The organism is Pedobacter roseus, assembly GCF_014395225.1.
Taxonomy (GTDB): domain Bacteria; phylum Bacteroidota; class Bacteroidia; order Sphingobacteriales; family Sphingobacteriaceae; genus Pedobacter; species Pedobacter roseus.
Window position 1 is genome coordinate 5,000,686 of sequence record NZ_CP060723.1, and the last position, 24,179, is coordinate 5,024,864.

Genomic DNA, 24,179 nt, shown 5'->3' on the forward strand with positions numbered 1-24,179 from the left:
TACATGCTTTCAGATGCCGATAATATTAGAACAGGAACCCACTCATACAGTCCATCACTTTTGCACTCTGCAGAAACTCCAGTTCGCGGTTAGAAACGGTTCATGCAGATAGTTGAAAAAAGGCGTATTCGTCTCTACAGACTAAAAAATCAATATCAAATGATGTCAAAACGATGGAAGTCGAACATCTGCAGTTTTTTTATTATTGCCAAAAACTTAAAATATGCATCAAATCGCAATAAAAACTGAGTATTTCGGTGCGTAGCTAAAATGGAAAACATTCCGCAATGAATTCATAATAACAAACGGAACACCAAGATGTTCAGTGATTAAACATCTTGATGCAAAAAAAGTAGCTGTCTTACTTTTGTTTCAATCTAAGTAAGTAGTTTTGCCCTGCCCCCGCTGTTCTAGCTTTTCGCAAATAGGGGAATAGGGTTTCCGATAAAACCCAACTCAAATGCATCGGTCTTAGGGTAACTGTGATCCAGGCAACGAGCGTTCCGGAATATTATTTTTTGGGATCGGTGATACGTTATCAAACGCTGACATGAAACCCGCCATTGCATGCCTTATCTATAGGCTCGTGAGCACATGGATGTCTCACCCTACGGTTCTGCAAAAAACCTCTTTTTATCTTATGATCATCTATATGTCTGCTTGTGCCGCATTGTGGCCGAACTTCTGCAGCATAAGTAGCCGTGGGTTTCGTATTATAACATATATACCCTGATGCTTTACAAACTATTCTCTATCCGAACGCAGTTTAACATCGATATGTTCTCTCTTTCTTACATGAGCTCGCCATTGCAATGCCCTTTCTATTGGGCTTGTGAGAACATATATGTCTCACCCTGTGGTTATGCAAATAACCTCCTTATTGTTTATTCTGTGATTACCTGGATACCTGCCAATTCTGCCTTGTAGCTGATCTTTTCTTTTAGGTTGTAATAGCTCCAGTTCTGTAGCAGGTAAGGGTCTTCCTTTGCCATTTCCTCTTTTTCCTCCTGATTAACAAGCAGGAGTGTTGCAGCGCCGTGCTTTACGCAGAAATCGATCAACATCCTGCTGTAAAGGTGCAGCTTCTGATCGACGTAGCGTTTTTCCATGTGCCTGTAATCCTCCACACTTTTCATCTTTCTCTTCCTCCCGTGACCGCCGCTGTTGAAGGGCACAGCCTTTTTGACCCTGTTGACTGCTGCCTTTATGGCCATCCTGCGGTGGAGGAACTCTTCCCTGTTGCCTATCACACGTTCATGTTGCCCGATCTTGACCGTTACCGGATGTTCGATGGAAAGTGATGCCTCGGCAATAATCGCAGGGTCAAGGGCATGCTGTTCTTTCTCTACCGGTACGGATGCGAGCAGGAATATTTTTCCTTTGTCCAGTTGTATCTGGCTTGCACGGAGTTTTAACGTGCCGTTGATCATCCGTTCGAATATCTTTTTTTTGCACGACCTGTCCTTCCCGAGGTAGGTCTTGAAAGGGATCTGAAAAAGCCTGAAGGTAAAGTCACGGTTGTCGGCCGTTCTTGACAGTCTGCAAATGATTTCTGCGCCAAAGGGCAGCGGTATATTATGCTTATAGTTTCTGAGGGATTTCTCACCTCTCCAGTAGGCATCCTTTTCCTGGTTGAAATAGGCAATCAAAGTATTATTGAGGTTGCTCAGGATATTGGTGGGTATCTGACCCTTGAAATGATCGGACAGTAAGCGGTAGGTAGTATTCTGCCGGGAGGATTTTAGTATCCCATTTTCCTCCTTTTTAACGTCGGCGATCTTGAGCTTGATGTCCTCTGTCAGGTAGAAAAAATCCTTGACTCTTTCCTGTATGAACTGATGGCTCATGATCATGTTGGCCGCGCGGTAGCAGATTGATTGCCAGCCGTACAGCTGTCCTATTGTCTGCCTGACTGTTTCCTTATCACTGGAATCGATCCGCAGCTGTATTTTACGGGTTACGATCATCATGTTCTTTTCCATATCACCTTTTTCTGCTTTTTGTGATTCTGAGCGAAGCGGCGGCGAACGCCCTCTGTATATATCCCTGATCGAGGTTTAATGCTACCGCGATCTGACTGAAACTATACTGTAGCTCATAGCGCATATTGAGGATTTTAGATTCTTCTTCGCTCACTTCGCCCTCAAAACTGAACTTAGTGGTCTTTTCCAGTTTATTGAAATTCTCTGCATCGCTGATAACTGCTTTCAGGTATTCAAGCGTGCGCTCCACCTTTCTTGCTACCTGATAATCGGAGATGCCACCAATGTGCCAGGCCATGCGAGGGTAATCAAATGAATATTTTATACATAGCCGGATAAATAGCTGTTGATCAGGACTGAGATTGGGCAGAACGGCCTCAATCCTCTCCCATTGCTTTTTTTCTTCATCCAGTGGTTCATGATGATAGATGACATTTTCTTCCCAGTCAGAGTCCGGATTGTACCCAACCTTAAACTCCTGATAGTTTTCAATTTCATCCAATCTAAGCATATTGCGCTGGAAACTGTTAGCGTTAGTTTTGTAATATGCCCTGCAACCTTCAGCAGTCACTTTTGTTAAGAAGGTTTCGATATGTTCAATGCAGGTAATGTTTTGACGGCATAGCCAGAGCCTGAGGAAGGCTTCGCTTACTATGCAGTCCGCACTGATATCATCTTTGATGTACCTAAAGCTATAATAGTATATGGAGGAATATAACCTTTTATAGAAAAATTCAAGTCCCCTTTCATTTCCCTCCTTAAACTCGGCGAAATATTTTTTCTGATTCGGTATGGATGAAACCCTGGTTGATTGCATGCTGGCCTTATTTAATTTTTATAAAATAAGCCTGAACAAAGTATTTACCAATTAAAATAGGGCTGGTAACCCACTTAGTTCGTTGCAGCATGGTTCTGGTAAACCGCCAAACCTTTCGGAATGGATCTCATCAACAGACATAAGCGAGCACCAGCCCTATTCTTACATAGGGTGGCAATGCTACACTTACGCTCGCTGAGATTAAATTTACCAGATTTAGCTGCGAGGCTCGTATGCAATCCTTCTAGTTCTCGGAATGCAAAAGTATAACTTTAATTTATTATCATTTTTATCAAAAATAACAATAAATAATGTAAAAGCAAAATTAAATAACTTAAAAACAAAATTAATTGACTTTTTACATTAATTTTAAGACTTAAGCAATAATTTTCTGAATCTTATATTTGTTTTACTACAGCTACAATGAGTAAGACAATCTATAATCGCATCAAGTCGGTATTAGCCGAGAAAGGAAAAACAAATAAAGATTTAGCTGATGCTCTAAATATAGCTCCTGAAACTGTTTCGAGTTGGTGCACGAACTCAGCTCAACCTTCAGTAAAAAGATTGTTTGAGATAGGTGAATACCTTAATACTGAGCCTAGGGATTTATTGATTTCAATTAAAAAATGAAGTAACCTTGATAAAAATCTAAATTAATTAGCATTAATATTTATTACCTATCGATTTAGGACTTTTAGTATTTTTTAATTTGTTACTCCAGCCGCTAATTTTGATAATAGTTTTATACAATTTTGCTTTTTATTAGAAGCCAAGGTAAGTCTCATTGAGTTCAATAGTCAGCTCCTGATCATACACGGAGTTTGCAGGACGTCTTTTTTTTTGTCAGTACCAAAAGCAACAACATCACGCCATTTCCGTAACATATCGAAATGCTCGGGTAAACCTGCAGTATTAATTAAATAAGGCATCCTGAAATGTTAGTGGGTTTATGATTTCATCATTATCAAGATTTAAGATCTTGCTTTTTGTTTGTTTTTTTAGTTTTTTTATGACCCAGATTAACTGAATAATTAAATATACTCCTATTTATGGATGCTGACTGAATCGAAGGGCGCGCTTGCCCAAGACTGCTGTGAAAGTCGATATTTCGCGGCCTCAGCCTGCAACAAATCAATTTTTTCTTAAACATAGTTCTCGCAAATTCAAGAAAGGATAATAAAACCTGACACAAGTCTTCTGCATCCATTTTACATATAGCAAACCCCTCTTTATAGCGTGCGCTGGAATAACTTTTTGTCATCGGCTCAAAAAGATTTTCATTCTTCCGTTTGGAAAGTAATAGTTGATATGGTGTCTCAGAAAATGAGTTGCATAGGCACAATGATCGGCTAAGGTTATAGAATTCGGAACGATAGCCTAAGTGGGCTCGGATAAGGCAGATACAGCTTTGCTCAACAGCCTATCATCAATATTATACAGGAGGGGAACGAAAAGAAAAATTGTTGGAAAAATCAATTTAAATAAAGAAAAGTAGGAGAAATAATTGGAGATTTTTTTTTAGGAAAAAATATAATTCTCGCATTAATCTTTCATACGCTACCCTTATTTATCGTTCGACCATTAATTAACTGATTCGTAAATTGGATAGATATAATATTTCTATTGAATAAATAGTCATTACCTTTGACGGACTTAATATGGCCAACTTAAGTCTCATGAGGCTAATCAACACATAAATTTATAAGGCAATTTTATAAATACATGATAAGTAAAAGATCATACCAAGAAACTGCACTTACAATTCATCAAGCGCTTACATCGCAGCCACAGAACTCTCAAGCTCTTTATACCACTCTTCTCCATACTTCCTGATAAGTGGCCCTTTTAAAAAACTATACACAGGTACTTTAAGCTCACGGCCAAAGGTGCAGGCATCGTGACAGATATGCCAGCGATCGTAATTCAATACATCAAATTCAGGATATTTGGTAATGCGGATAGGGTATAGGTGACAGGAAATTGGTTTCTGCCAGTCGACTATCCCCTGCTCGTAAGCTTTTTCGATAGCGCATTTGGTAATGCCTCCTTCAAAAAGCACATAAGCACACTCTTTATTTTTATCAACGCATGGAGTCGTTAAATCGCCATCTTCATCAACAACATAAACACCTTGTTCTTCAATAGCTTTAATGCCTTTTTCGTTTAACAGGTGTTTGATTTTCGGATAAATCTCTTCCAGGATACCTTTCTCATCATTATCCAGGGGTGCACCCGAATCACCTTCCACACAACAGATCCCCTTACATTTGCTTAAATTACAAACAAAGTTTTCTTTCAACACATCTTCGTGCACCAGCACCTGTTCAACTTCTATCATCATTATTCTTTCGCTAAAGCATATTTAAGGCCATCGGCCGATTTTAATTCCATGGTTACTGCACCCACCAATATTTCAACCTGAGCCTTTACCGGTACGCGGTTTCCATCGTCAGTAACCCAAAGATATAACCTGCTGTCCTTTTTAAAAATTCTACCCGGCTTTATTGAAGGACTAAATTTTAAACAGCGGATATTTCCTAATTTACTCTTCACCGTTTCTTTACCCACGTATTCAACTTCCAGGGCCGAAATTTCATCACCTAAAAAATAGTTTAGTTTAAATTTATCACCAACTTTTATTTTACCGATATCAAGGCTCCGGGCAAAATAATAGGCCGAAACGAGATCGAAAGTCTGGTTTGTTGGCGTGGTAAATGTCCCCCTGTTCGAAACGACCTTTTTCCCATCCTGATTGAACCTGGCTTTATCCTGACGTTTATAGCTAGCCTCACGGATGTTTTCCTGATAAAAGTAAGGCAATAGGTCAGTTTTGTCAATGTACGAATCATAATGGTCCCTGATCTTATAGAATACATCAAAGGTTCCCGACGTCTGTGCATCAACCGTGAGTTTATAGGTAGGCCTATTATCAAACTTTAAATCAGAATTGCTTACTTTAATGGTAGCTTCTGCCGCCGTAATAAAGCCGTATCTCAATTTATATTGTAAAACTTCACCTTCCTGAAAAACAGCATCCTTCTTCAGGGAAGTTCCTGAGCCACTGCAAAAAGGCTAAATAAGCTAGCCGTTATGGTTATCAATATCTTTTTCATTGCTTTTGTATTCATTTGTGTGTGTTTGAGAAAGAATCAGGCTCCTTTAAAATCCGGTCAAATTCCTTTTCATCATGAAGATATACAAAAAGCAAACCAAAATTTAATCTTTTCTCTTATATACAGGCACGGTAGAGCAAGGCTCGCCAAACATAATGCTTTTTACCACCGGGGTAAGCAGGTTAGTGATTTCTACATAGGCAGAAACAGGTATATCGATATCACCACATCCTTTTACCACTACACGCTCATTGGCATAATCCTGCGGATTAACTTGAGAAAGGGCCTTGGTAAACAATACCGCCTCTAAAGTATCCAAGCCACCAAAAACCACTTCATTGGCATAAGGCTGTAGTTTATTGGCCAGTAACATATAAGCCCAGGTAGGAACAATGGCATCTGCAGAGCAGGTAATAGCTACATTCTTATCCTGGTATTGTGCCCAATCGTGATCTTTGATAAAAGCCCTGAAATCTTTTTCCCTTAGCATTAAGCCATGAAAAAGATTATCTACAATATCATACACTACTCTTTCGCCTTTGTGATAAAAGTCTTCGAGGTTTAAGGTGATTAAACCGCTGCTGGCAACTTTATTTACGATGTTCTCTTGAATTTCCATGGCCTTAAATAAAAAAACCGTTCCGATGATAGATCGGAACGGTTACAAAATTACGTATTTTCTAATTAATAGAATTTCACACGATTGTCTTTTATCTTGGCATTTTCCTGTAAAGCCTGGAAAGCTGATCCTAATGAACGCTGACCTAAACTTAACAACATGCTTTCTTTTTGTTTAAACATGTTTGCAATTGGAGCAGGGCTTGTAAAACCATCAACGGTAAATACATATACACCACGCTCGCCCTGAACAGGAGCAGATACTTTACCTGGCTGTGAACCAAATACGCTACCTACCAATGCATTTTCTTGCGCAACACCTGGAATTACAGGGTTAGCAAATACAACATTCTGTACCGGGTTAACAGGACGTGCAACTTTAGCTGCAACCTGATCCAAGTTTGAACCTGCACCAGCCAGTTTTTCTTTTAATTGTTTTGCTTTAACCGCATTGATTACCATCGGTTCAATTTCTTTTTTCACATCAGCCAATGATAATATTCCTTTAGGACTGATGTTGGTTAAGCGTGCTACCACATAAGCATTGCTCATGGTATAAATTTCCGGTAAAACGTCACCCTTGTCTGCTGCATAAGCATCCTGGATCAGTTTACGTGGGTTGTCTAAACCTGCTGCAAATCCTTGGGTTGCGGCTACTTTATCCGCTACACCTACTTTCAATCCTTTTTGGGTTGCAAATTTGCTGAAATCGTTACCTTTTACATCAGCTAAGAAACTGCTTGCTGCTTTATAAGCTGCCGCCTGGGTTTTACTACTTGCTGCCAATGCTTTTTCTACGTAAGCCAATTTAGCTACTTTAGAAGAACCGATCTGTTTTTCAATTTTTATTACGTGGTAACCAAACTGTGATTTTACCACTTTAATATCTCCTGTTTTACCGTCAAAAGCTGCGTTTTCAAATTCAGGAACCATTGCACCACGTGCGAAAGTACCTAGTTCGCCACCTTTATCTTTCGATCCATCTACACTGTAGTTTTTAGCCAGTTCGGCAAAGTTGCCACCATTTAAAATTAATGCTTTTAATGAATCTGCTAATTTAACGGCTTTATCTTCACCACCTACTTTAGCAGGGTCAATTAAGATGTGGCTTGCTTTTACCGAATCAGGAGAGATACGGGTAGAAACTACTTTAATAATTTTGTATGAGTTACCGGTTAATTTCGGGCCATAGAAACTACCTGCTGGTAAAGCAAACACTGCCGAATCAACAGCAGGATCTAATTTACCTTTTGTTAAATAAGTAAACGGAACTTTAACATCTGAATTGATCGCTGCGAAAAGTGAATCGTTTTTAGCCACCTGGAAGTCAGCAGCAATTTTATCAACCTGAGTTTTGATTGCTAATGAATCTGCTTTATTAGGGCTGATGCTGAAAGTAACATATTCGAAAGCACGTGTTTCCTGAGGATTGTTGAAACGTGCTTTGTTCTGATCGTAATATTCAGAATAATCGCCATCAGTTAATTTAACCGATTTATCTGGAATAGAAGCGTAATCTAAACTTACATATTTAAAGTTAGCTAGTTTGTTACGGTTGGTATATTCGTCTGTTGCTTCTAATGAAGTTACATAAACCGAGTTACGGATCAAATTAGAATATTTGGTCTGTAATGCCTGGTTTTTAATTTCTTCCTGTAACATGGTAGATTGTTGCAAAGCCTGAGGTTCTTTTGATTTCAAAAAGTTCATCAAGGTTGCACGGTCCAGCTGTCCGGTTTGAGGATTAGAAAAATATTGTTTGATCAGCGGGCTAGGGTTTTGTCCTTGTAATAAATCCAATAACTCATCTTCTGATACGCTTAAACCTAAACGGTCATATTCTTTGGTCAACAAAACTTTAGCAAGTTCTGCATTCCATGCCTGATCAACCGCCATTGCAGTTATTTGTGCGTTAGCACTACCGCCATATTGTTGTTTCATCTGGTTTACACCCTGATCAACTTTTGGTCCGAACTCGTCGATATTGATATCATTACCATCAATAGACCCTACAACTTTTTGATTTGCCGACCAAAAAGGTTTACCCACGTTAATTGCATCACCTACTAAAAATGCAACAATTGCAAAACCGATAGCAAAGACTAGGATGTAGCCCGCACGGTTACGCAAAAATGTCATTAATCCCATATTGTAATTATAAATTTATTTAGTTCTTTTTTAAGAGGGCGCAAGATACAAATTTGCATTAAAAAAGAAAATACAAAATTTTATTTATCAAGCGCTTAATTATTAGGGTAATGGAAGTCTCTTATTAATGATTGAAGTAATGAATTATTGATTGATAGAATGACAGAATTAGGGGAGGACTGAATTAACGAATTATTGAAAAATATCAAAAAATAGATCCACTAAAACATTCAATTAGTTCACCATTCTCTCATTCAATCATTTTATTAAGGCGCTACGCCTTCTTTCATATTCAGCTCACCGTTCCCGCTGTCCATTTCGTAGGTACTAAAATCCTGAGGGGCTTTAAAGTTAATGCCCTCACCTATGCTGCCATCGGCACCTTTTACGTATACCCGTTGGTTGGAATAGAATATTTTCTTCGATTCGTCCCAGATTAGCTCCTGAGAAGAGAAGGTATCCCCTTTGCTGTTCTTCACCACCACATTCTTCCTGAACTCGGTTTTAAGCTCAGTATCTTTCCTGATGGCATAATCGCAAACCAGGTTTCCGTCAATGGTTCCGTTGGGATTGTAAAAATCGATGTTTACGCCTTTAACCATCTCCTGATAGGTACTCCCGTTTGTAGGGGTAACTTTATCCAGTATCGGTGCGTAACCTTTTGCTTTTACCCTCGCCGAATCGCTGTAAGTGATATCAACACCTATTGTTCGATCACGAGATAAAATGGTCTTATTAATAGAAACCAAACTTGCATTTTTTAGATCGTCGTCTCCACATGAAGCCAAAAACAAGGGCAACACCAGAAAAAGACCATATAAAAATGTTTTAAGTTTCATTAGTCAACCCTGTACTTGCGGAACCAGGTATCGTTCAAAGTAAAGCCTAAGTGGAAGTTGATATACTGCTCTTTTACCAGATTATTGTTTAAGGTTCCCCTTTGTCCAACTTCTGTTGTAAAATTGATTTTATAAAATGCACTACCGCCTGTTGCCGTAGGTAAAGGGAAACCAAAACCTAATGATGCACCCATTTGCTTGATGTCCTGATTGTTGATCTGGATATAAGTTTTATCATAGCTTACGCCCAAACGATAATCAATACGTTTCAGGTAGCTGTTGTAAGAATAAGCGTCAGGCGTCCACTGACCACCTAATGATGCTCCCCAACTATCCTGCAGACCCTGACTCACGTTATTGATTGTGGTTTTAGACCATTTGCTCATTCTGAAATCGGCACCGATTAACCATTTATCATTCTGTTGAATCGCGATACCAAAATTATGCGTTAATGGCAGGGTAAGGTTAGATTTTCCATTATTGATCGAACTTAAAGTATCAATCGCAGTGTTTTCATTACCATCCTGATCTCTTGTATACTGTGTAGCAAAGAATGTTTGTGTCGAATTTATTTTGCCCGAAGTGCTACCAGAATAACCTAAAGTAACCAATGTTTTCTTACCTACGTTAAAATCGTACTGGATTCCGTAAGAGTAATTCAATCCGGCAACACTGTTTTTATTCTGAAGTTTTGCATTTATGGCGCCAACCGATTGGAATTCAGTCGCCCTTGTAGTTTGCAGGTTACCAAAAATATATTCCAAATTACCACCAATTCTCAAGTGGTCGCCAAAACGGTAACCGTAACCCAAATAGGCTTTTGATAAACCACCTTCACCTTCATAAAGCTGGTTTACTGTTGTGGTATCAACTTTTACAGTGTTTTTATAAGAATAACCTAAATCAGAGTAAGGCAAAATACCAAAACTTAATGCCGATCTTCTGGTAACCGGTGCTGCAAAAGCCAGGTGACTAAAAGTAGAGTTAAAACTCGATTGGCTTAAATTCCCTCTTGTTAAATTGGTCGTCCCCGCGGTCATACCAATATCAATCGTCGTTAAGTTAATGCCCGCATAGGATGCAGGATTCTGCATATTGATGTTATTGAAACCGGTAACTTTGCCTACAGCAGTAGAAATTCCGCCCATTGCCCTAAACTGCGGCAATAAAGATCCTTTTATATTTCCAAGCCCATATCTTGAATATGGTGATGATGTGGTAACCTGTGCCTGCGCACCAAAACCACAAACTAGAACGAGTATGGCTGCAATATAATTTATTCTTCTGTACATTTTAATCTGCAATAGCTTCATTTAATCCTTTTAATACCAGGTAAGGATCTTTTATAATTTGAGGCGCAAAGATGCTGTTTTGTAATTGCTTATACAAAAAATTAGCATCGCCCCCCGTTATAATCACCCTCAAGGCACTTTCTTTTTTATTATTAAGGGCAATAAAGCCTTCAATTTCATTTATTATCCCCTGTAAAACACCATTCTTGATTGCCGACAGGGTGTCGGTTCCTTCGGTGATCCCTTCGCTTTCATCCCATTCTACCAAAGGCAAACGGCCGGTAAATTCGTGTACCGCCTTAAAACGCATTTTGATGCCCGGGCTTATGCTTCCGCCAAAATATTCTTTTGACCGGCTTAAGGCATCGTAGGTAATACAGGTTCCGGCATCTACCACCAAACTTGCACTTGCAGGGTATAATCCGTTTGCACCCAAAACTGCTGCCCACCTGTCCAAACCCAAAGTAACAGGTGTTTTATATTTATTCTGAACACCATTGGTCAACAAAGTTGAAAAACGGGTGTATTCAGTATGCTTTTTTAAAAATACTTCCAGCGGTGCAATTTCCTGGTTTACACTGCTGATGATGGATTTTGCTGGTGAAAATTTTTCGATCAACTGCGCTAAATCAATTATGCCCAGTTTATTGAAACGCTGATGGTGAACAATTTCCTTATTTGCAAAAACTGCAACCTTGGCAGAAGAATTTCCAATATCAATGCTTAACCTGCGCATTTAAAATCTCCCTCTGCAAATAATATGTTCTTTAGAAATTCCAATGACTCCATTTTTTATCCATCTGATTAAAACCCAAAAGGCTTTAATTCTAAAATCATGCACAAAGCTATTAATCTTTGTCAAGTTTCGTTCTAGTTATTTGTTAAAAAAGGTTAAACAAACAGAAAATACTGGATAGAAAGCAGAAATAAAAGGAACAACGTTTCGTAAAACCAGCGTTTTTTGGCATTGCTGAAATAGTAGGCCAACAGCACCGCACCGGGAGGCACGCAGAGTAAAAAATGCCAGGTCCTGAAATCAGGTTTGAGGTAAAAACTCGCTGCAGAAACAATAAACATGAAAAACAGCAACTGGAAACTTTTTCTTGTACTGATAAAACTCCTGAAGAAATTTTCGCGTAGTTGTAAGGATGCCAATATAATAATCACCGCTACCGGGATGAGTACCAGGTAATCGTTATAATTGATCTTAAACACTGATGGGAACTTATTGCCCAATGGTTTCCAGATCTGGTAAAACGAACTTAAATTATCGTTCCAGTAATAAAATACTGCCAAAAAGAAGAATACGGTAATAAATCCGATCAGTCCTGCTACCCATTCGCGCCAGTTGAACGACCTGAAGAGTAATAAAGCCAGAAAGATCATCAGTAACATCACCATAAAAGGAAAATAAACTAATGTACCTATGCCGATAATCATGCCAATATCAAAAACAGTGGTAATGGAATTGGCACTTTTACCCAGCTTTAAAAATTTATCGATAATCCAGATCAACAAAAAATTGCAGATCAATGCCGGGGAAAGGATCATGAAGGGCATAAACAGACTTGTGCCGGTAATAAACATCAAAGCCGGAAGAAAACTGGGCTTACCTAATAAATTATGGTTATTTACGATCCGGTTAAAAATTAAGGCCTGGATGTAAACCAAAATCCCGGCTAAAAAGATGTTGGTAGATGGTGCAAAGGCATTATCTAAATCGATATTGATCAGTAACCTGGCAAATGGCTCTAAAAAATCAAAATTCAGCTTATCATGCGTTTCATGAAAAATGGCAATACGCAAAAAGAACGTGTATGCCAGCAAGAATACGAGGTTAATTGGATTTAGCTTTCTAAACTGATTAATCATGCCTTTTTAAAGAGTAGGCAAAGTAAAGAAAATAATTTAAGAGTAGGGGAAGAAAGATAAAAGCGGAAAGGCGAAAGCAAAAAGACCAAAGCTCAAAGCGGAAAGACTAAAGAAAGGTGTTATATTATTTTTAGAAAAGCAGGTTCCAGTTCTTTTCGGTTTCGGTAGTCCTGCCATCCGCTTTATCCCGATGAAAAAATCGGGATGCCCGCTCCTGTCAGGTTTAGATAACAATGTTACGGCGCAAGAAAATGCTTGAGCTTAGATTTACTTATATGCCTTAGATGGTTCAAAAATGTATCGCTTAATTAAAAGATTCTTCACTTCGTTTAGAATGACAACTAATTGTAGCCTCAAAACTAAGCGCCAAGATCCTTCGACTCCGCTACCATTCATAGATTCCAATAGAATGGTCGTCATTGCGAGGAGGAACGACGAAGCAATTTATCACGCTAGCGATTCTTGCTATAAAGATTTCTTCGTCGGCTGAAAAAGCCTTCTCGCAATGACGATCTCGCGCAGCCTACCATTTTGCCAAAAAACTCTGTCTTTATATTGATTTTTATGAAATATATTATCCCTCAGGATGACAAAACCAGTCTAATCGCCTCAGGCCTGCCGACTTAAGACTCCAGACTAACCCTCGCGTATTTCTTCACCATATCATCGATAATTTGCGCGGTTTCATCCGGGAAATCAAATTCGTGCTTTTGAGGGTTTTCTACCCAGTTTTTAATTATTGGTAACCAATTACGGGTACTTCCCCAGATTACAGGCAAACCAAACTGTTTTAAAGCATAAGCATTACATTGCTGCTCAAACTGGAAACGCATAGGGGCAACCAATAATTTTTTCTTTAAATAAAGTGCTTCAGCTGGTCCTTCGAAGCCACCTCCGGTAAAAAGACCTTCGCAGGTAGACAAACTTTTATTAAACTTTTCGTTGTTCACCGGCTCAACAAAAACATTCCCTTCCTGATAAGCAACTTTGCTGTGTTTAGAAAAAACCTGCCAAGTAATGTTGGGTAATTGTGTAAAAAGCTTTACCAAACGTTTATCGTCAATGGCAGGAAGGTATACGGTATAATGACCTAAATTTTCACTTTTCAGGTTTCTGATCTCCGCCCTGATTACCGGGGTATGGATAAAAGTATCATAACGGTCAAAGTGGAAACCAATATGGTATTTGGTAGGTGCATAACGGCTTAAAATTAGTTTTCCCCAGTCTAAGGTTCTCGGACGAGGCACTTTTTTCGATTTAAATGCAGCCTGATGGCTTAAGGATACACATTCGATGCCCTGCAGTTTACAGGCCCAGGCACTTACCGGTTCAAAATCGTTAACAATTAAATCGTACTCTTTAAGTGGCAGTTTTTTCATGTCTTTCCTGAAACGGAAAAGATTCATGTTTAGCCAGGTTTTATAATGATCTACACCACCTTTTTTTCCGAAAATGAAACTGAAACCATGTAACTGGTATTTAACGGGCTGGCTTAATTTTACATCGGCCTGTGTGCCACTCACCAAAATATCCAATTCACCATATTTTTGAAGCAAAGGGATGATTTCCCTCGCCCTGCTGATATGACCGTTTCCTGTTCCCTGTATTGCGTATAGTATCTTCATTTATGCCCGAATATCTAAAATTATTGGGCAATTTCATATTTTATATTCTGTAAAAGAATATTTATATCCAGTTTACTCTTTAAATCCTCGGCATCCGAAAGGAGTCCTTCATCCAGTTCGTCCTTGGTAAAATGCTGATGCTCATATTTAAACACTGTCCAGTTTTTATTCTGATACTCCAAAGCGGTCAAACTCTCTACCCAGTCGCCACTGTTCAGATAAGTCACTTTTCCTTCTTCAGTTGCAATTTCGCGTTGCTCGGCCTGGTGGATGTGACCACAAACCACGTACTGATAGCCTTTTTCGATGGCCAGCTCGGCTGCTGTCTGCTCAAAGCTGTTGATGAATTTAACGGCATCTTTAAACTTTGCTTTAATTTTTTTCGAAAAGCTCATTTTTTCCCTTCCAAATGCCGTAAGCACCCAATTTACAAAACTGTTAATGAGGATCAGCGTATCGTAACCAACCGCACCCAGTTTGGCCAGCCATTTAGAATGCTGCATGGTTACATCAAAAACATCGCCGTGGAAAAACCATGCTTTTTTGCCATCGAGCTCTAAAATGAGTTTATTCTGGAGGTGAAAACTACCCATTTCCATACCGTCGAATTTGCGGAGCATCTCATCGTGGTTTCCGGTAAGATAATGCACCTGAACACCTTCTGAAACGAATTTCATCAGTTTACGGATTACTTTCATGTGCGATTCGGGCCAGTAACTTTTGCTAAACTGCCAGATATCGATGATATCGCCGTTTAAGATTAAAGTTTTGGGTTTAATGCTTTTCAGATACTTTAAAAGCTCTTTTGCATGGCAGCCATAGGTGCCTAAATGTACATCGGAGATTACGACTACATCGACATTTCTTTTATCCATAAAAGGGGAATTTTAGGGGGAAGGGTATTGTTACCGCCCGGTTTGAGCAGTTTAGAGATAAATTAACTTTGCTACCACTCTTCTTCCTCATCGAGTTTTACCTCAAAAGGGCTAAAGAAATAAAGTACAACAATTAATAAACATACGGCAAAGAATGACTCTAACATACTACCTGATTTTTCATTACAAAGATAAGACACTGTATATCAAACAAATGTTACGACATTGTTAAATTTTAGTTTGGCGGTGAATTAGTTCAGTAGTTCATTTGCCATTGGTTTATTGGTAAAGCAAACTGCCCATTGAAAACTGGGTATTGGTTAATTGTTTAAATTGGTTAACTGCGTTGGGAGCAACAACCAAAGGTCCTTCTACAGCACTATCATTGACAGATGCGAAGAAAAGTCGTCATTGCGAGGAGGTACGACGAAGCAATCTTTCCTGCCAGCGATTTTTGCCAGAACGATTGCCTCCCCGAAAGGTCGGGGCAGGCTGTCGGCTGAAAAAGCCTTTCTCGCAATGACGATTCCTCGCAACTGAGCATCTCTTCAAAATTATCTTTTCTCTACTGATGTTTATGAAATAATTTCCCTTCAGGATGAAAACCCGAGAAAATATTCCGTGTTTCTGTGCTTCCTTGGAAAATGATCGTGGCAAAAAACACAGGCAACAAAAAACCCCGCAAGAAATAAATCCTACGGGGTTATAAGTGTCTAAAGAAAATTAAGCTTTAACTGCTTTCTTTTTCTTCTTTTCTTCTGAGTAAAAACCGAAACCTAAGCCGGCCAATAACAAGATTGATCCTGCTAAAGAGATTTTCTCGCCCATATAGTACGAAGTTGGGTGGAAAATAAATTCAAGTTTATGGTTACCAGCTTCAAGCTGCGCGGCACGTAAAACGTAGTCGGCCCTGAAATATGGCTTTTCTACACCATCAATATACATTTTCCAGCCTTTGTTGTAATATATTTCCGAGAATACGGCAATTGCATCTTTCGCGGTAGAGTATTCGTAAGTTAAATGATCAGGGTTATAATTGGTTAATTTGATAAAACCTTCCTGTCCGGTACCTAAACGTTTGGTATCGATTACATTTTTGAAGCTTTCATCAACAATGGCTTCTTTTTTGGCATCGAAACTGCTGATGGCTTTCATTTCCTCATCGGCATTTTTAGCAAACTGCACGCTTTGTACAAACCAGGCATTACCCGCAGCTGTTGGATTACGCTGCATTTTATATGATCCTGTTTGAGGATCCTGCGTAATGATGTATTTGGTATTTAACATATCCAATACATCCTGGTTAATACTTTTTGTTAACTGGTTATCAACCAACTCCTGGAAACGTTTTAACCTTGCCGAGTGGAAACCACCAACCGTTTTATGGAAATAGGAAGTTTCTGCACTTTTAAAAGGATCGCCCAACGACATATCGAAAACCCTGAAGTTTGGATCTTTATCGGCCGAAATAAAATTATCTACGTCTCTTGGCTGATAGTGATTGTCAAGATCAGATTTGCTTACAAAATTCTGGTTGTTTAAATATCTACGGTCTACCTGCCATAAATCGATCAGTACAAACAAAGCCAATAAGCCAAAGGCCAGTTGCATGTTCATTTTTTTAGTAATGAAGGCCCAGGTAATACCAAATCCTACCGCGATAAACAACAACGAACGTAACGCATCAGCACGGGCCAACGCTACACGGTCAGCAACAATGCCATTTAAAATTTCCATTGCCGCAGCGCGGTTATTTTGTAAGGTTTGAGCCAATGCATCTAAAACCTGTGGTTGGTTAGCCTGTGTAAAGCTGAAAAATGCGGTTGGGATTACCGCAATAATCAATGCGAATCCCCCGGTTATACCTGCAGACCATGTTAAACGCTGTACCAAATATTTTTGACCGTATTTACCATCCTGGGCTTCTTTAATGGCCAATATTGCCAATAATGGAACCAGGAAGCCAACAACAGCCAAAATAGATTCAACTGCCCTGAATTTGTTGTAACCTGGCAGGTAATCAAAAAAGATATCTGAAATAAATGGCAGATTTTGTCCGAATGATAAGAACAACAACAAAATACTGGTTCCCAGGATCCACCATTTCCAACGGTGTTTTACAATAAACAAGCCGAAAACGAACAAGAAACAGATAATTGCTCCAAAATAATATGGACCAGATGTACCCGGTTTATTGCCCCAATATTGGTTAGTGTTCAAATTCTGTGCAACATAACCAATGGCCTGACGCGGATCTACACCCTGAAGATTTTTCTCTACCGCTTTATAAGTATTACTTTCAGGTTTGATCATTTCATCAATACTGCTCGCACCCCCATAAATATTCGGGATCAGGAACGAGAAACTCTCGCCAACACCCTGGCTCCATTGATAAGCATATTCTTTATCCAAACCATTTGCTGGTTCGGCTTTATCGGTTGTTAAGTTAGATTTACCACGGATGGTTTCTTTACCATATTCGTAAGTAGTCCACAGCGTACCCGCATTTACAAGCACTGATAAGAAAATACCAGCAACAATATAAGCGATCGACTTACCAAACGTTTGAAGCTGTTTTGCCTTAATGGCATGGTAAAGCTCGATGCAACCTAAAATAAACAACGCTATAAATAAATAATAGGTCATTTGGATGTGGTTCGAACGGATCTCCAAAGCCATAAACAGCGCCAGTAAACTTGCGCCAACCAAATATCTTCCCCTTAAGGTGAGGATGATGGCTGCTAAAATAGGAGCGAAGAAGCCAATAGCCAAAGCTTTATTGCTGTGCCCTGCTGCTATAATGATAAAATTATAAGAGGTAAAAGCAAAGGCAATGGCACCCGCAGCCGCCAGCCATGGATTTATCTTTAGTACACAGAATAATAAATAAGCACCTAAAAGGTATAATAAAACCGTTCCTACCGGATCAGGAAATATGCCTTTAATTACATCGATACCATAAGTAGTAATGTTAAGCGGATACTGAACCCAGATCTGATAAGCGGGCATACCGCCAAACATCTGGTTGGTCCAAAGTGGTCCTTTACCATCTTTAGCCTTAATATCCATAATTTCTTTCTGCATGGCTTTGGCCTGCAAAACATCGCCTTGCTGTGGCGCTTTGCCTTGTAAAACAGGACTGAAGTAGGCAAAAGTGATGACTACAAAAAATGCAATAATGGCCAGGTGTACGCCATTTTTATTAAACCAGTTATTCATTAAGGTTTGTTTAAGTTTAAACGAACGTCAAAAATAAAAAATTGGGCGGTATAAAAAAGGAATAAATTAAATGCGTGCTGAATAAAAAATTAGATTTGTAGCAGAGAATAAAAATTCAACCCATTTATTATGAGAAAGTTTGTTGTTACAATCGCGCTCGCTTCCCTGTCTTTTGCCTCGTTCGGGCAGATTGTAAGTTTAACCACCGCTGAAACCGCAAAGCTGAAAAGCGGGATCAAAAACGATGAAGAAACCAAAAAACTATATCAGGGCTTCGAAAAATCGACTTTAAAATACCTGAGCGAACAGCCCAACCCTATTGATACCATCAGGACGGAAGGTTTACTAAAGGGAAATCCGAAGAAGTTGAAAACTCAGCTGGCCCTGGCGGATATGAATAAAATTTCTGCGCTGGCTTTACAGTACCGGATCACCGGTGATCAAAAATATTTAAACAAATGTGTAGAATTTCTTTCGGCATGGGCAAAAACCAACAAACCCAATGGCGATCCCATAGATGATACCAATCTCGATCCCGTGGTTGAGGCTTATGACCTGATCAAACAAGACATCCCAACTGCGGATAAAAAACAGATTAAGCAATGGCTGAGCGAAACGGCCTGGGCTGAAATTAACAGCAAACGCATGAAACCAGGCAGGGGCACGGCTATTAACAACTGGAATGCGCACCGTTTAAAAGTAATTGGAGAAATTGGTTATGCACTTAATAACCAGGAACTGATCACCTGGACGATCGACAACCTGAAAAGCCACATCAACATTAATCTCTATGCTGATGGCACCAGTCTGGATTTTAAGGAGCGTGATGCCATGCATTACCATATTTACGATCTGGAACCGATGTTAAAACTGGCCATTATGATCGACCGGGCAAAGGGGGCCAATTTTTACACCTACGAATCGCCGAAAGGTTCGTCGATCAGAAAATCTGTAGAATGGCTGATCCCGTATATCAAAGGCGAAAAGCAGCACGAAGAATATGTAAATACCACGGTTAAATTCGACCGTGATAGGGCCAAAAATAACGAACCAGGCTTTGCACCGGGAAGCATGTTTAAACCCAGTTTGGCTTTGCCCGTTTTAAGGTTATCGGTTTATTTTGATCCTGCACAAAACGATCTGCTGAAAAATGTAGGTGGAAACGCCAATAACTGGCAAAGGGTACTCGACGAAGTAAAGCATAAGTAATAAAATATTTCCAAATTAAATAAAGTTTCAATAATTTTTGAAAGTTTAAAAATAACTTTATATTTGTATATGGAATTAGCAGCAGCAAAATTAAAGTTTATAGAAGCCTGGGGCAAATTAGGCTCAGAATGGGGAATTAACCGCACCATGGCCCAGGTACATGCGCTGTTGTTAATTTCGCCTGAAGCATTAACCACCGAAGAAATTATGGAGCAGCTCAGCATTTCGAGGGGCAATGCAAACATGACCCTCCGCGACCTGATTGGCTGGGGACTGATTGAAAAGCAACATAAGGCCGGTGAGCGGAAAGAATACTTTTTTGCGGATAAGGATGTTTGGAATATTGCCCGTCAGGTAGCCAAAGAGCGCAAAAAAAGAGAACTGGAACCTGTTTTAAAAATTTTGAACGAACTTTCTACGGTTAATGGCGATGAGAAAGACCCTGAGTTTATTACTTTCAAAAAATCGATCAAAGACATTAATAAATTAGCCGGAAACGTAGATAAAACTTTAGAAACCATGCTTAAGGCGGAAGAAAGTTGGTTCTGGGGTTCGGTGATGAAAGTGTTTAAGTAGATGAGGAGGGAGATTTGAGATACTAGACATGAGATTTGAGACAGGAGTATCAAGTAGCAAGACAAATTCACCTAAACCTTACACCTCAAACCCAAAAAGCCTTACCTACAGTTCGGCTTAATTTTTTAAACCTATCTTTCATATTTTATTGAAAGTATTAAAATTTAAATAAAATGAGAACGCTTAAAAACCATGTGATTTTATTTGACAATGAATGCCCGATGTGTTATGCCTATACCAAAGCTTTTGTAAAAACAGGTATGCTGGCACAAGATGGTAGAGAGGCTTACCAGGAAATGCCACAAAACATTTGTCCATTAGTAGATCAGCAAAGGGCTGCCAACGAGATTGCGCTCGTAAATACCGAAACCGGCGAAGTTACCTATGGCATCCAAAGTTTATTCAAAATTATTGCACACGCCATGCCCTTCTTTAGGCCGTTGTTTTTGTTCGGTCCATTTATTTATCTGATGCGCAAATTTTATGCTTTTATTTCTTACAACCGCAAAGTGATTATCCCGGCTGAGGTTAAAGAAAATACGATACAACCAACTTTTAAACTCCATTACCGTATCGCTTATCTGCTTTTCACCTGGCTGATTACTGCTTATATATTAACAAATTATGCGCATCTGCTTACCGCTTTTGTACCGCTGGGCAGTAAATATCGTGAATACTTCATCTGTGGTGGACAGCTATTTTTCCAGGGTGCTATCATAAGTTTTTACCGGAAAGAGAAACTTTGGGATTACCTGGGCAATATGATGACCATTTCTTTTGCAGGTTCACTTTTACTCTTGCCGATTACAATCCTGGCAAAATACTTCAGCTTTCCACCTTTATTTTTTCCGTTATACTTTTTAATGGTTGCGGGACTGATGTTTTTAGAACATATCCGCAGGAGTAAATTATTAAGTTTAGGTTGGTTAATGAGCATTAGCTGGGCATTATACCGCTTAATTGTTTTGGGATTAATCTTAAGTTTATAACATCATGAAATACGGAAAAATTATACTTGCAGGTGGAAATGGTTATTTGGGTGGCGTACTGGCGAAACATTTTAGCAGTCTGGCTAATGAAGTGATTATCCTGGCCAGAAAACCACAAGCCGAAACCGGCAATATCAAAACCATGTTATGGGATGGCAAAACCATGGGTGATTGGGCCCACAGCTTGCAAGGGGCAGATTTATTGGTGAATCTTTGCGGCAAAAATGTAAACTGCAGGTACACCGAAAAAAACAAAAAAGAGATTTTCGATTCAAGATTGATCCCTACCCGTTTACTAGGCAAAGCGATCAAAGAAATGGAAAATCCACCAAAACTTTGGATCAACATTACTTCTGCCACTATTTACCGCCATGCGGAAGACCGTCCACAAGATGAGTTTACGGGTGAAATTGGTAATGGTTTTTCTATTGAAGTTTGCAAAGCCTGGGAGAAAAGTTTTTTCGAAAATGAAACACCTCATACCCGAAAAATAGCGCTTAGGATGGGCATTGTGTTAGGTCTGAAAGATGGGGCGTTTCCTCGTTTACTTAACCTTGTTAAACTGGGCATGGGTGGTAAACAGGGCAATGGAGAACAATACATGAGCTGGACCCACGAAGAAGATGCCGCCAGAAGCATTGAATGGTTGCTTAATCATCCAGAAATTGAAGGAGTTGTAAACTGTACGGCTCCAGAGGCGGTAAAAAACCATGTTTTTATGCACAGCATACGGAAAGCTTTTGGTCGTAGTTTTGGCCTGCCTGCTCCTGCCTGGTTATTAGCCATTGGTGCAAAAGTTATCGGAACAGAAACGGAACTGATTTTAAAAAGCAGGTGGGTTAAACCGGCGGTGCTGCTCGATAGTGGTTTTGAATTTAAGTATGGAAAGATTGATGAGGCGATGAGGGCGCTGAGCGGCGAGCGATAAGCGAAGGGCTTATTATTATGCGTGCAATATTTATTTTTACCGCTCTTTGCCGCGGAGGCATTCTAGTTTTTCACCAATTATAATTGTTTTTAATTGTGTTCAAGAATGCTACGCATTTTGGAGCGCCAAAGTAGCCAAAGCGCTTTGTCAATCCAGCAATGGGCCTTTTACACCATCCTTACACACATCAAAAAACAGCGGCACTTCGTTTTGTTTGTCACAGCGAGTTGAAAGTGTTTGCAAGCTATGAAACACAAAACCACTGCGTTTAAGGCTTGGTACTGCTATTGGTTCTGTTTTGCAACTGTTTTTTGATTTTCGTCCGGCCCCTGGGATTGACGGAGTGCTTCGGTAGATACAGTGGTTTTTTTAAAGCAAGTTAGCATAGCGCCTCAAACTATTCTTAAAAATATACCCGATAGATAAATACTCAAACGTTAATTATGCCTACCATCATTTTAAAAACAATAATCAATGTGCTTATAGAGTGGTGTTTCGATCTATAAAACATCTTTGATGAGGAACTCCTCTGCATGATGCAATTCGGCATAGCAGATTTCCGTAGGAAAAAGCATTGAAATCTTTGCACTACCCCACGTACACCACAACCCAAGGCAGGATCAAGCGGGGATAAATACTCAAACGTTAATTATGCCTACCATCATTTTAAAAACAATAATCAATGTGCTTATAGAGTGGTGTTTCGATCTATAAAACATCTTTGATGAGGAACTCCTCTGCATGATGCAATTCGGCATAGCAGATTTCCGTAGGAAAAAGCATTGAAATCTTTGCACTACCCCACGTACACCACAACCCAAGGCAGGATCAAGCGGGAGCGATGGGATAAAGTAAAGGTAAGAGCCTGGATACTGCCGCAATAGAGATTTCCATAGCTTTTTACAAGGAAGGATGCAAGCCTTGATTGTTTGTTTCTTTATCATCAAGGATAAAGAAAGAGCCCTTTCGGCGGCGGCGAGCCGAGGCAAGCCCAAGAGCGTAGGCAGAAAAAATTAAGATTACAATGATTACGAATTAATTATGTATACCATCATTTTAAAAACATTAATGAATGCACCAATCGGGCAGTGTTTTGATCTATCCAGAGATATCGATCTTCATGTGCAGTCGATGAAAGCTTCCGGAGAAAAAGCAATAGCCGGAAAAATAAATGGATTGATCAAGCTCCATGAATCGGTTACCTGGCGGGCCAAACATTTTGGCCTTTATTTCGAAATGACCAATAAAATTACAGCTATGGATTACCCAAATTCTTTTACCGATGAAATGATGAGGGGACCTTTTAATAAACTTCATCACCAACACTTGTTTAAAACTATCGGCACACAAACCGAAATGACCGACATTTTTGAGTTTAAAGCACCATTAGGCATTTTAGGATGGCTGGCTGAAAAACTTTTCTTAACTCGTTATATGAAGCGGTTATTAGTGGAAAGAAATGAGGTAATGAAGCGTGAAGCGGAGGGCGATAAGCGGAGAGCATAAAGACTAACGACCAAAAATCAGCGCTTTTTCCAACCATATAAGACATTTAAGCACCATATAAGCTTGCATGTACTTATATTAATATATGGTAAAACCCCTTATCCACAATTCTGCAATTGGATCATGCCATTTTACAGCTTAGCTGTTCTCAGGTGACTAAGGTGGTAAATTATACCGCGCAATCTTTATTTTATAACCACCTGAGTCACCTGAGTTTTACAGAATTGAAACGATAACTGTAAGACCAAAAATCAGCGCTTTTTCCAACCATATAAGACATTTAAGCACCTTATAAGCATGCATGTACTTATATTAATTATGGTAAAACCCCTTATCCACAATTCTGCAATTGGCTCATGCCATTTTACAGCTTAGCTGTTCTCAGGTGACTAAGGTGGTAAATTATACCGCGCAATCTTTATTTTACAACCACCTGAGTCACCTGAGAGCACCTGAGTTTTACAGCATTGAAACGATAAACTGAAAGACTAAAAATTAACGCATTTTTTATCACCATATAAGACATTTAAGCACCATATAAGCATGCATGTCCTTATATTAATATGGT

At 39.4% G+C, this 24,179-nt stretch carries 19 protein-coding genes; 6 read left to right on the plus strand and 13 right to left on the minus strand.

The genetic code is table 11. From position 1 onward, the window contains the following. Window positions 1–884: 884 nt before the first annotated feature. Together H9L23_RS20560 and H9L23_RS20565 are read right to left on the minus strand one after the other, a co-directional pair. Window positions 885–1,982 (minus strand): hypothetical protein, encoded by a 1,098-nt coding sequence (locus H9L23_RS20560; protein WP_187592083.1) that lies wholly within the window; start codon window positions 1,980–1,982, stop codon window positions 885–887. A 1-nt stretch (window position 1,983) separates the two neighbouring features. Next, window positions 1,984–2,799, minus strand: a complete 816-nt coding sequence (locus H9L23_RS20565; RefSeq protein WP_187592084.1) for an RNA polymerase sigma factor — start codon at window positions 2,797–2,799, stop codon at window positions 1,984–1,986. A 423-nt stretch (window positions 2,800–3,222) separates the two neighbouring features. On the opposite strand from H9L23_RS20565, the gene H9L23_RS20570 reads away from it, so the two are divergent. Further along, window positions 3,223–3,432, plus strand: a complete 210-nt coding sequence (locus tag H9L23_RS20570; protein ID WP_187592085.1) for a helix-turn-helix transcriptional regulator — start codon at window positions 3,223–3,225, stop codon at window positions 3,430–3,432. Between the two features lie 1,144 nt (window positions 3,433–4,576). Here the strand turns inward: H9L23_RS20570 and H9L23_RS20575 are convergent. The 11 genes from H9L23_RS20575 to H9L23_RS20625 all read right to left on the minus strand — a co-directional run bounded on the left by H9L23_RS20575 (window position 4,577) and on the right by H9L23_RS20625 (window position 18,403). Further along, the gene (locus H9L23_RS20575) at window positions 4,577–5,140 is read right to left on the minus strand and encodes a DUF3109 family protein (protein WP_187595542.1); all 564 of its coding nucleotides are present in this window, start codon (window positions 5,138–5,140) and stop codon (window positions 4,577–4,579) included. Window positions 5,141–5,142: 2 nt separating this feature from the next. Next, window positions 5,143–5,799, minus strand: coding sequence for a DUF3108 domain-containing protein (locus H9L23_RS20580; RefSeq protein ID WP_317175264.1), 657 nt, complete (start codon window positions 5,797–5,799; stop codon window positions 5,143–5,145). A gap of 219 nt (window positions 5,800–6,018) precedes the next feature. Further along, complete coding sequence (locus H9L23_RS20585; protein WP_187592086.1) at window positions 6,019–6,534, minus strand: DUF2480 family protein; 516 nt, start codon at window positions 6,532–6,534, stop codon at window positions 6,019–6,021. Window positions 6,535–6,599: 65 nt separating this feature from the next. Continuing rightward, the gene (locus tag H9L23_RS20590) at window positions 6,600–8,672 is read right to left on the minus strand and encodes a SurA N-terminal domain-containing protein (RefSeq protein WP_317175265.1); all 2,073 of its coding nucleotides are present in this window, start codon (window positions 8,670–8,672) and stop codon (window positions 6,600–6,602) included. Window positions 8,673–8,947: 275 nt separating this feature from the next. Then, entirely contained in the window at window positions 8,948–9,520 is a 573-nt protein-coding gene (locus H9L23_RS20595; RefSeq protein WP_187592088.1) for a hypothetical protein, read from the minus strand. Continuing rightward, window positions 9,520–10,812 carry an OmpP1/FadL family transporter gene (locus tag H9L23_RS20600; RefSeq protein ID WP_246474752.1) on the minus strand — a complete coding sequence of 431 codons (1,293 nt, stop codon included), beginning with the start codon at window positions 10,810–10,812 and terminating at the stop codon, window positions 9,520–9,522. The genes H9L23_RS20595 and H9L23_RS20600 overlap by 1 nt, the downstream gene beginning before the upstream one ends. A 1-nt stretch (window position 10,813) precedes the next feature. Next, a complete protein-coding gene (locus H9L23_RS20605; protein WP_187592090.1) occupies window positions 10,814–11,548 on the minus strand; it encodes a type III pantothenate kinase in 735 nt (244 codons plus the stop codon). A gap of 155 nt (window positions 11,549–11,703) precedes the next feature. Next, the gene (locus tag H9L23_RS20610) at window positions 11,704–12,684 is read right to left on the minus strand and encodes a DUF6427 family protein (RefSeq protein WP_187592091.1); all 981 of its coding nucleotides are present in this window, start codon (window positions 12,682–12,684) and stop codon (window positions 11,704–11,706) included. A 623-nt stretch (window positions 12,685–13,307) separates the two neighbouring features. Continuing rightward, window positions 13,308–14,309, minus strand: a complete 1,002-nt coding sequence (locus H9L23_RS20615) for a glycosyltransferase family protein (RefSeq protein ID WP_187592092.1) — start codon at window positions 14,307–14,309, stop codon at window positions 13,308–13,310. 20 nt (window positions 14,310–14,329) lie between these two features. Further along, a complete protein-coding gene (locus tag H9L23_RS20620) occupies window positions 14,330–15,184 on the minus strand; it encodes a UDP-2,3-diacylglucosamine diphosphatase (protein ID WP_187592093.1) in 855 nt (284 codons plus the stop codon). Between the two features lie 723 nt (window positions 15,185–15,907). Next, the gene (locus H9L23_RS20625; protein ID WP_187592094.1) at window positions 15,908–18,403 is read right to left on the minus strand and encodes a YfhO family protein; all 2,496 of its coding nucleotides are present in this window, start codon (window positions 18,401–18,403) and stop codon (window positions 15,908–15,910) included. A gap of 129 nt (window positions 18,404–18,532) precedes the next feature. Between H9L23_RS20625 and H9L23_RS20630 the strand changes: the two genes are divergently transcribed. From H9L23_RS20630 to H9L23_RS20650, 5 genes are all read left to right on the plus strand, one after another. Then, a complete protein-coding gene (locus H9L23_RS20630) occupies window positions 18,533–19,612 on the plus strand; it encodes an alginate lyase family protein (RefSeq protein WP_187592095.1) in 1,080 nt (359 codons plus the stop codon). A 69-nt stretch (window positions 19,613–19,681) separates the two neighbouring features. Continuing rightward, entirely contained in the window at window positions 19,682–20,188 is a 507-nt protein-coding gene (locus H9L23_RS20635) for a GbsR/MarR family transcriptional regulator (RefSeq protein WP_187592096.1), read from the plus strand. 173 nt (window positions 20,189–20,361) lie between these two features. Next, on the plus strand, window positions 20,362–21,177 hold the full coding sequence (locus H9L23_RS20640) for a DUF393 domain-containing protein (RefSeq protein ID WP_187592097.1): 816 nt from the start codon (window positions 20,362–20,364) through the stop codon (window positions 21,175–21,177). Between the two features lie 4 nt (window positions 21,178–21,181). Continuing rightward, window positions 21,182–22,105, plus strand: coding sequence for a TIGR01777 family oxidoreductase (locus tag H9L23_RS20645; RefSeq protein WP_187592098.1), 924 nt, complete (start codon window positions 21,182–21,184; stop codon window positions 22,103–22,105). Window positions 22,106–23,146: 1,041 nt separating this feature from the next. After that, entirely contained in the window at window positions 23,147–23,611 is a 465-nt protein-coding gene (locus H9L23_RS20650; RefSeq protein ID WP_187592099.1) for an SRPBCC family protein, read from the plus strand. The last annotated feature ends 568 nt before the right edge of the window (window positions 23,612–24,179 follow it).

Coding starts and splice junctions, on each gene's coding strand:
- H9L23_RS20645 (WP_187592098.1), top strand. CDS start 21,182: ATGAAATACGGAAAAATTATACTTGCAGGTGGAAATGGTTATTTGGGT.
- H9L23_RS20630 (WP_187592095.1), top strand. CDS start 18,533: ATGAGAAAGTTTGTTGTTACAATCGCGCTCGCTTCCCTGTCTTTTGCC.
- H9L23_RS20560 (WP_187592083.1), bottom strand. CDS start 1,982: ATGGAAAAGAACATGATGATCGTAACCCGTAAAATACAGCTGCGGATC.
- H9L23_RS20635 (WP_187592096.1), top strand. CDS start 19,682: ATGGAATTAGCAGCAGCAAAATTAAAGTTTATAGAAGCCTGGGGCAAA.
- H9L23_RS20605 (WP_187592090.1), bottom strand. CDS start 11,548: ATGCGCAGGTTAAGCATTGATATTGGAAATTCTTCTGCCAAGGTTGCA.
- H9L23_RS20640 (WP_187592097.1), top strand. CDS start 20,362: ATGAGAACGCTTAAAAACCATGTGATTTTATTTGACAATGAATGCCCG.
- H9L23_RS20615 (WP_187592092.1), bottom strand. CDS start 14,309: ATGAAGATACTATACGCAATACAGGGAACAGGAAACGGTCATATCAGC.
- H9L23_RS20565 (WP_187592084.1), bottom strand. CDS start 2,799: ATGCAATCAACCAGGGTTTCATCCATACCGAATCAGAAAAAATATTTC.
- H9L23_RS20650 (WP_187592099.1), top strand. CDS start 23,147: ATGTATACCATCATTTTAAAAACATTAATGAATGCACCAATCGGGCAG.
- H9L23_RS20610 (WP_187592091.1), bottom strand. CDS start 12,684: ATGATTAATCAGTTTAGAAAGCTAAATCCAATTAACCTCGTATTCTTG.
- H9L23_RS20585 (WP_187592086.1), bottom strand. CDS start 6,534: ATGGAAATTCAAGAGAACATCGTAAATAAAGTTGCCAGCAGCGGTTTA.
- H9L23_RS20600 (WP_246474752.1), bottom strand. CDS start 10,812: ATGTACAGAAGAATAAATTATATTGCAGCCATACTCGTTCTAGTTTGT.
- H9L23_RS20570 (WP_187592085.1), top strand. CDS start 3,223: ATGAGTAAGACAATCTATAATCGCATCAAGTCGGTATTAGCCGAGAAA.
- H9L23_RS20620 (WP_187592093.1), bottom strand. CDS start 15,184: ATGGATAAAAGAAATGTCGATGTAGTCGTAATCTCCGATGTACATTTA.
- H9L23_RS20595 (WP_187592088.1), bottom strand. CDS start 9,520: ATGAAACTTAAAACATTTTTATATGGTCTTTTTCTGGTGTTGCCCTTG.
- H9L23_RS20590 (WP_317175265.1), bottom strand. CDS start 8,672: ATGACATTTTTGCGTAACCGTGCGGGCTACATCCTAGTCTTTGCTATC.
- H9L23_RS20625 (WP_187592094.1), bottom strand. CDS start 18,403: ATGAATAACTGGTTTAATAAAAATGGCGTACACCTGGCCATTATTGCA.
- H9L23_RS20575 (WP_187595542.1), bottom strand. CDS start 5,140: ATGATAGAAGTTGAACAGGTGCTGGTGCACGAAGATGTGTTGAAAGAA.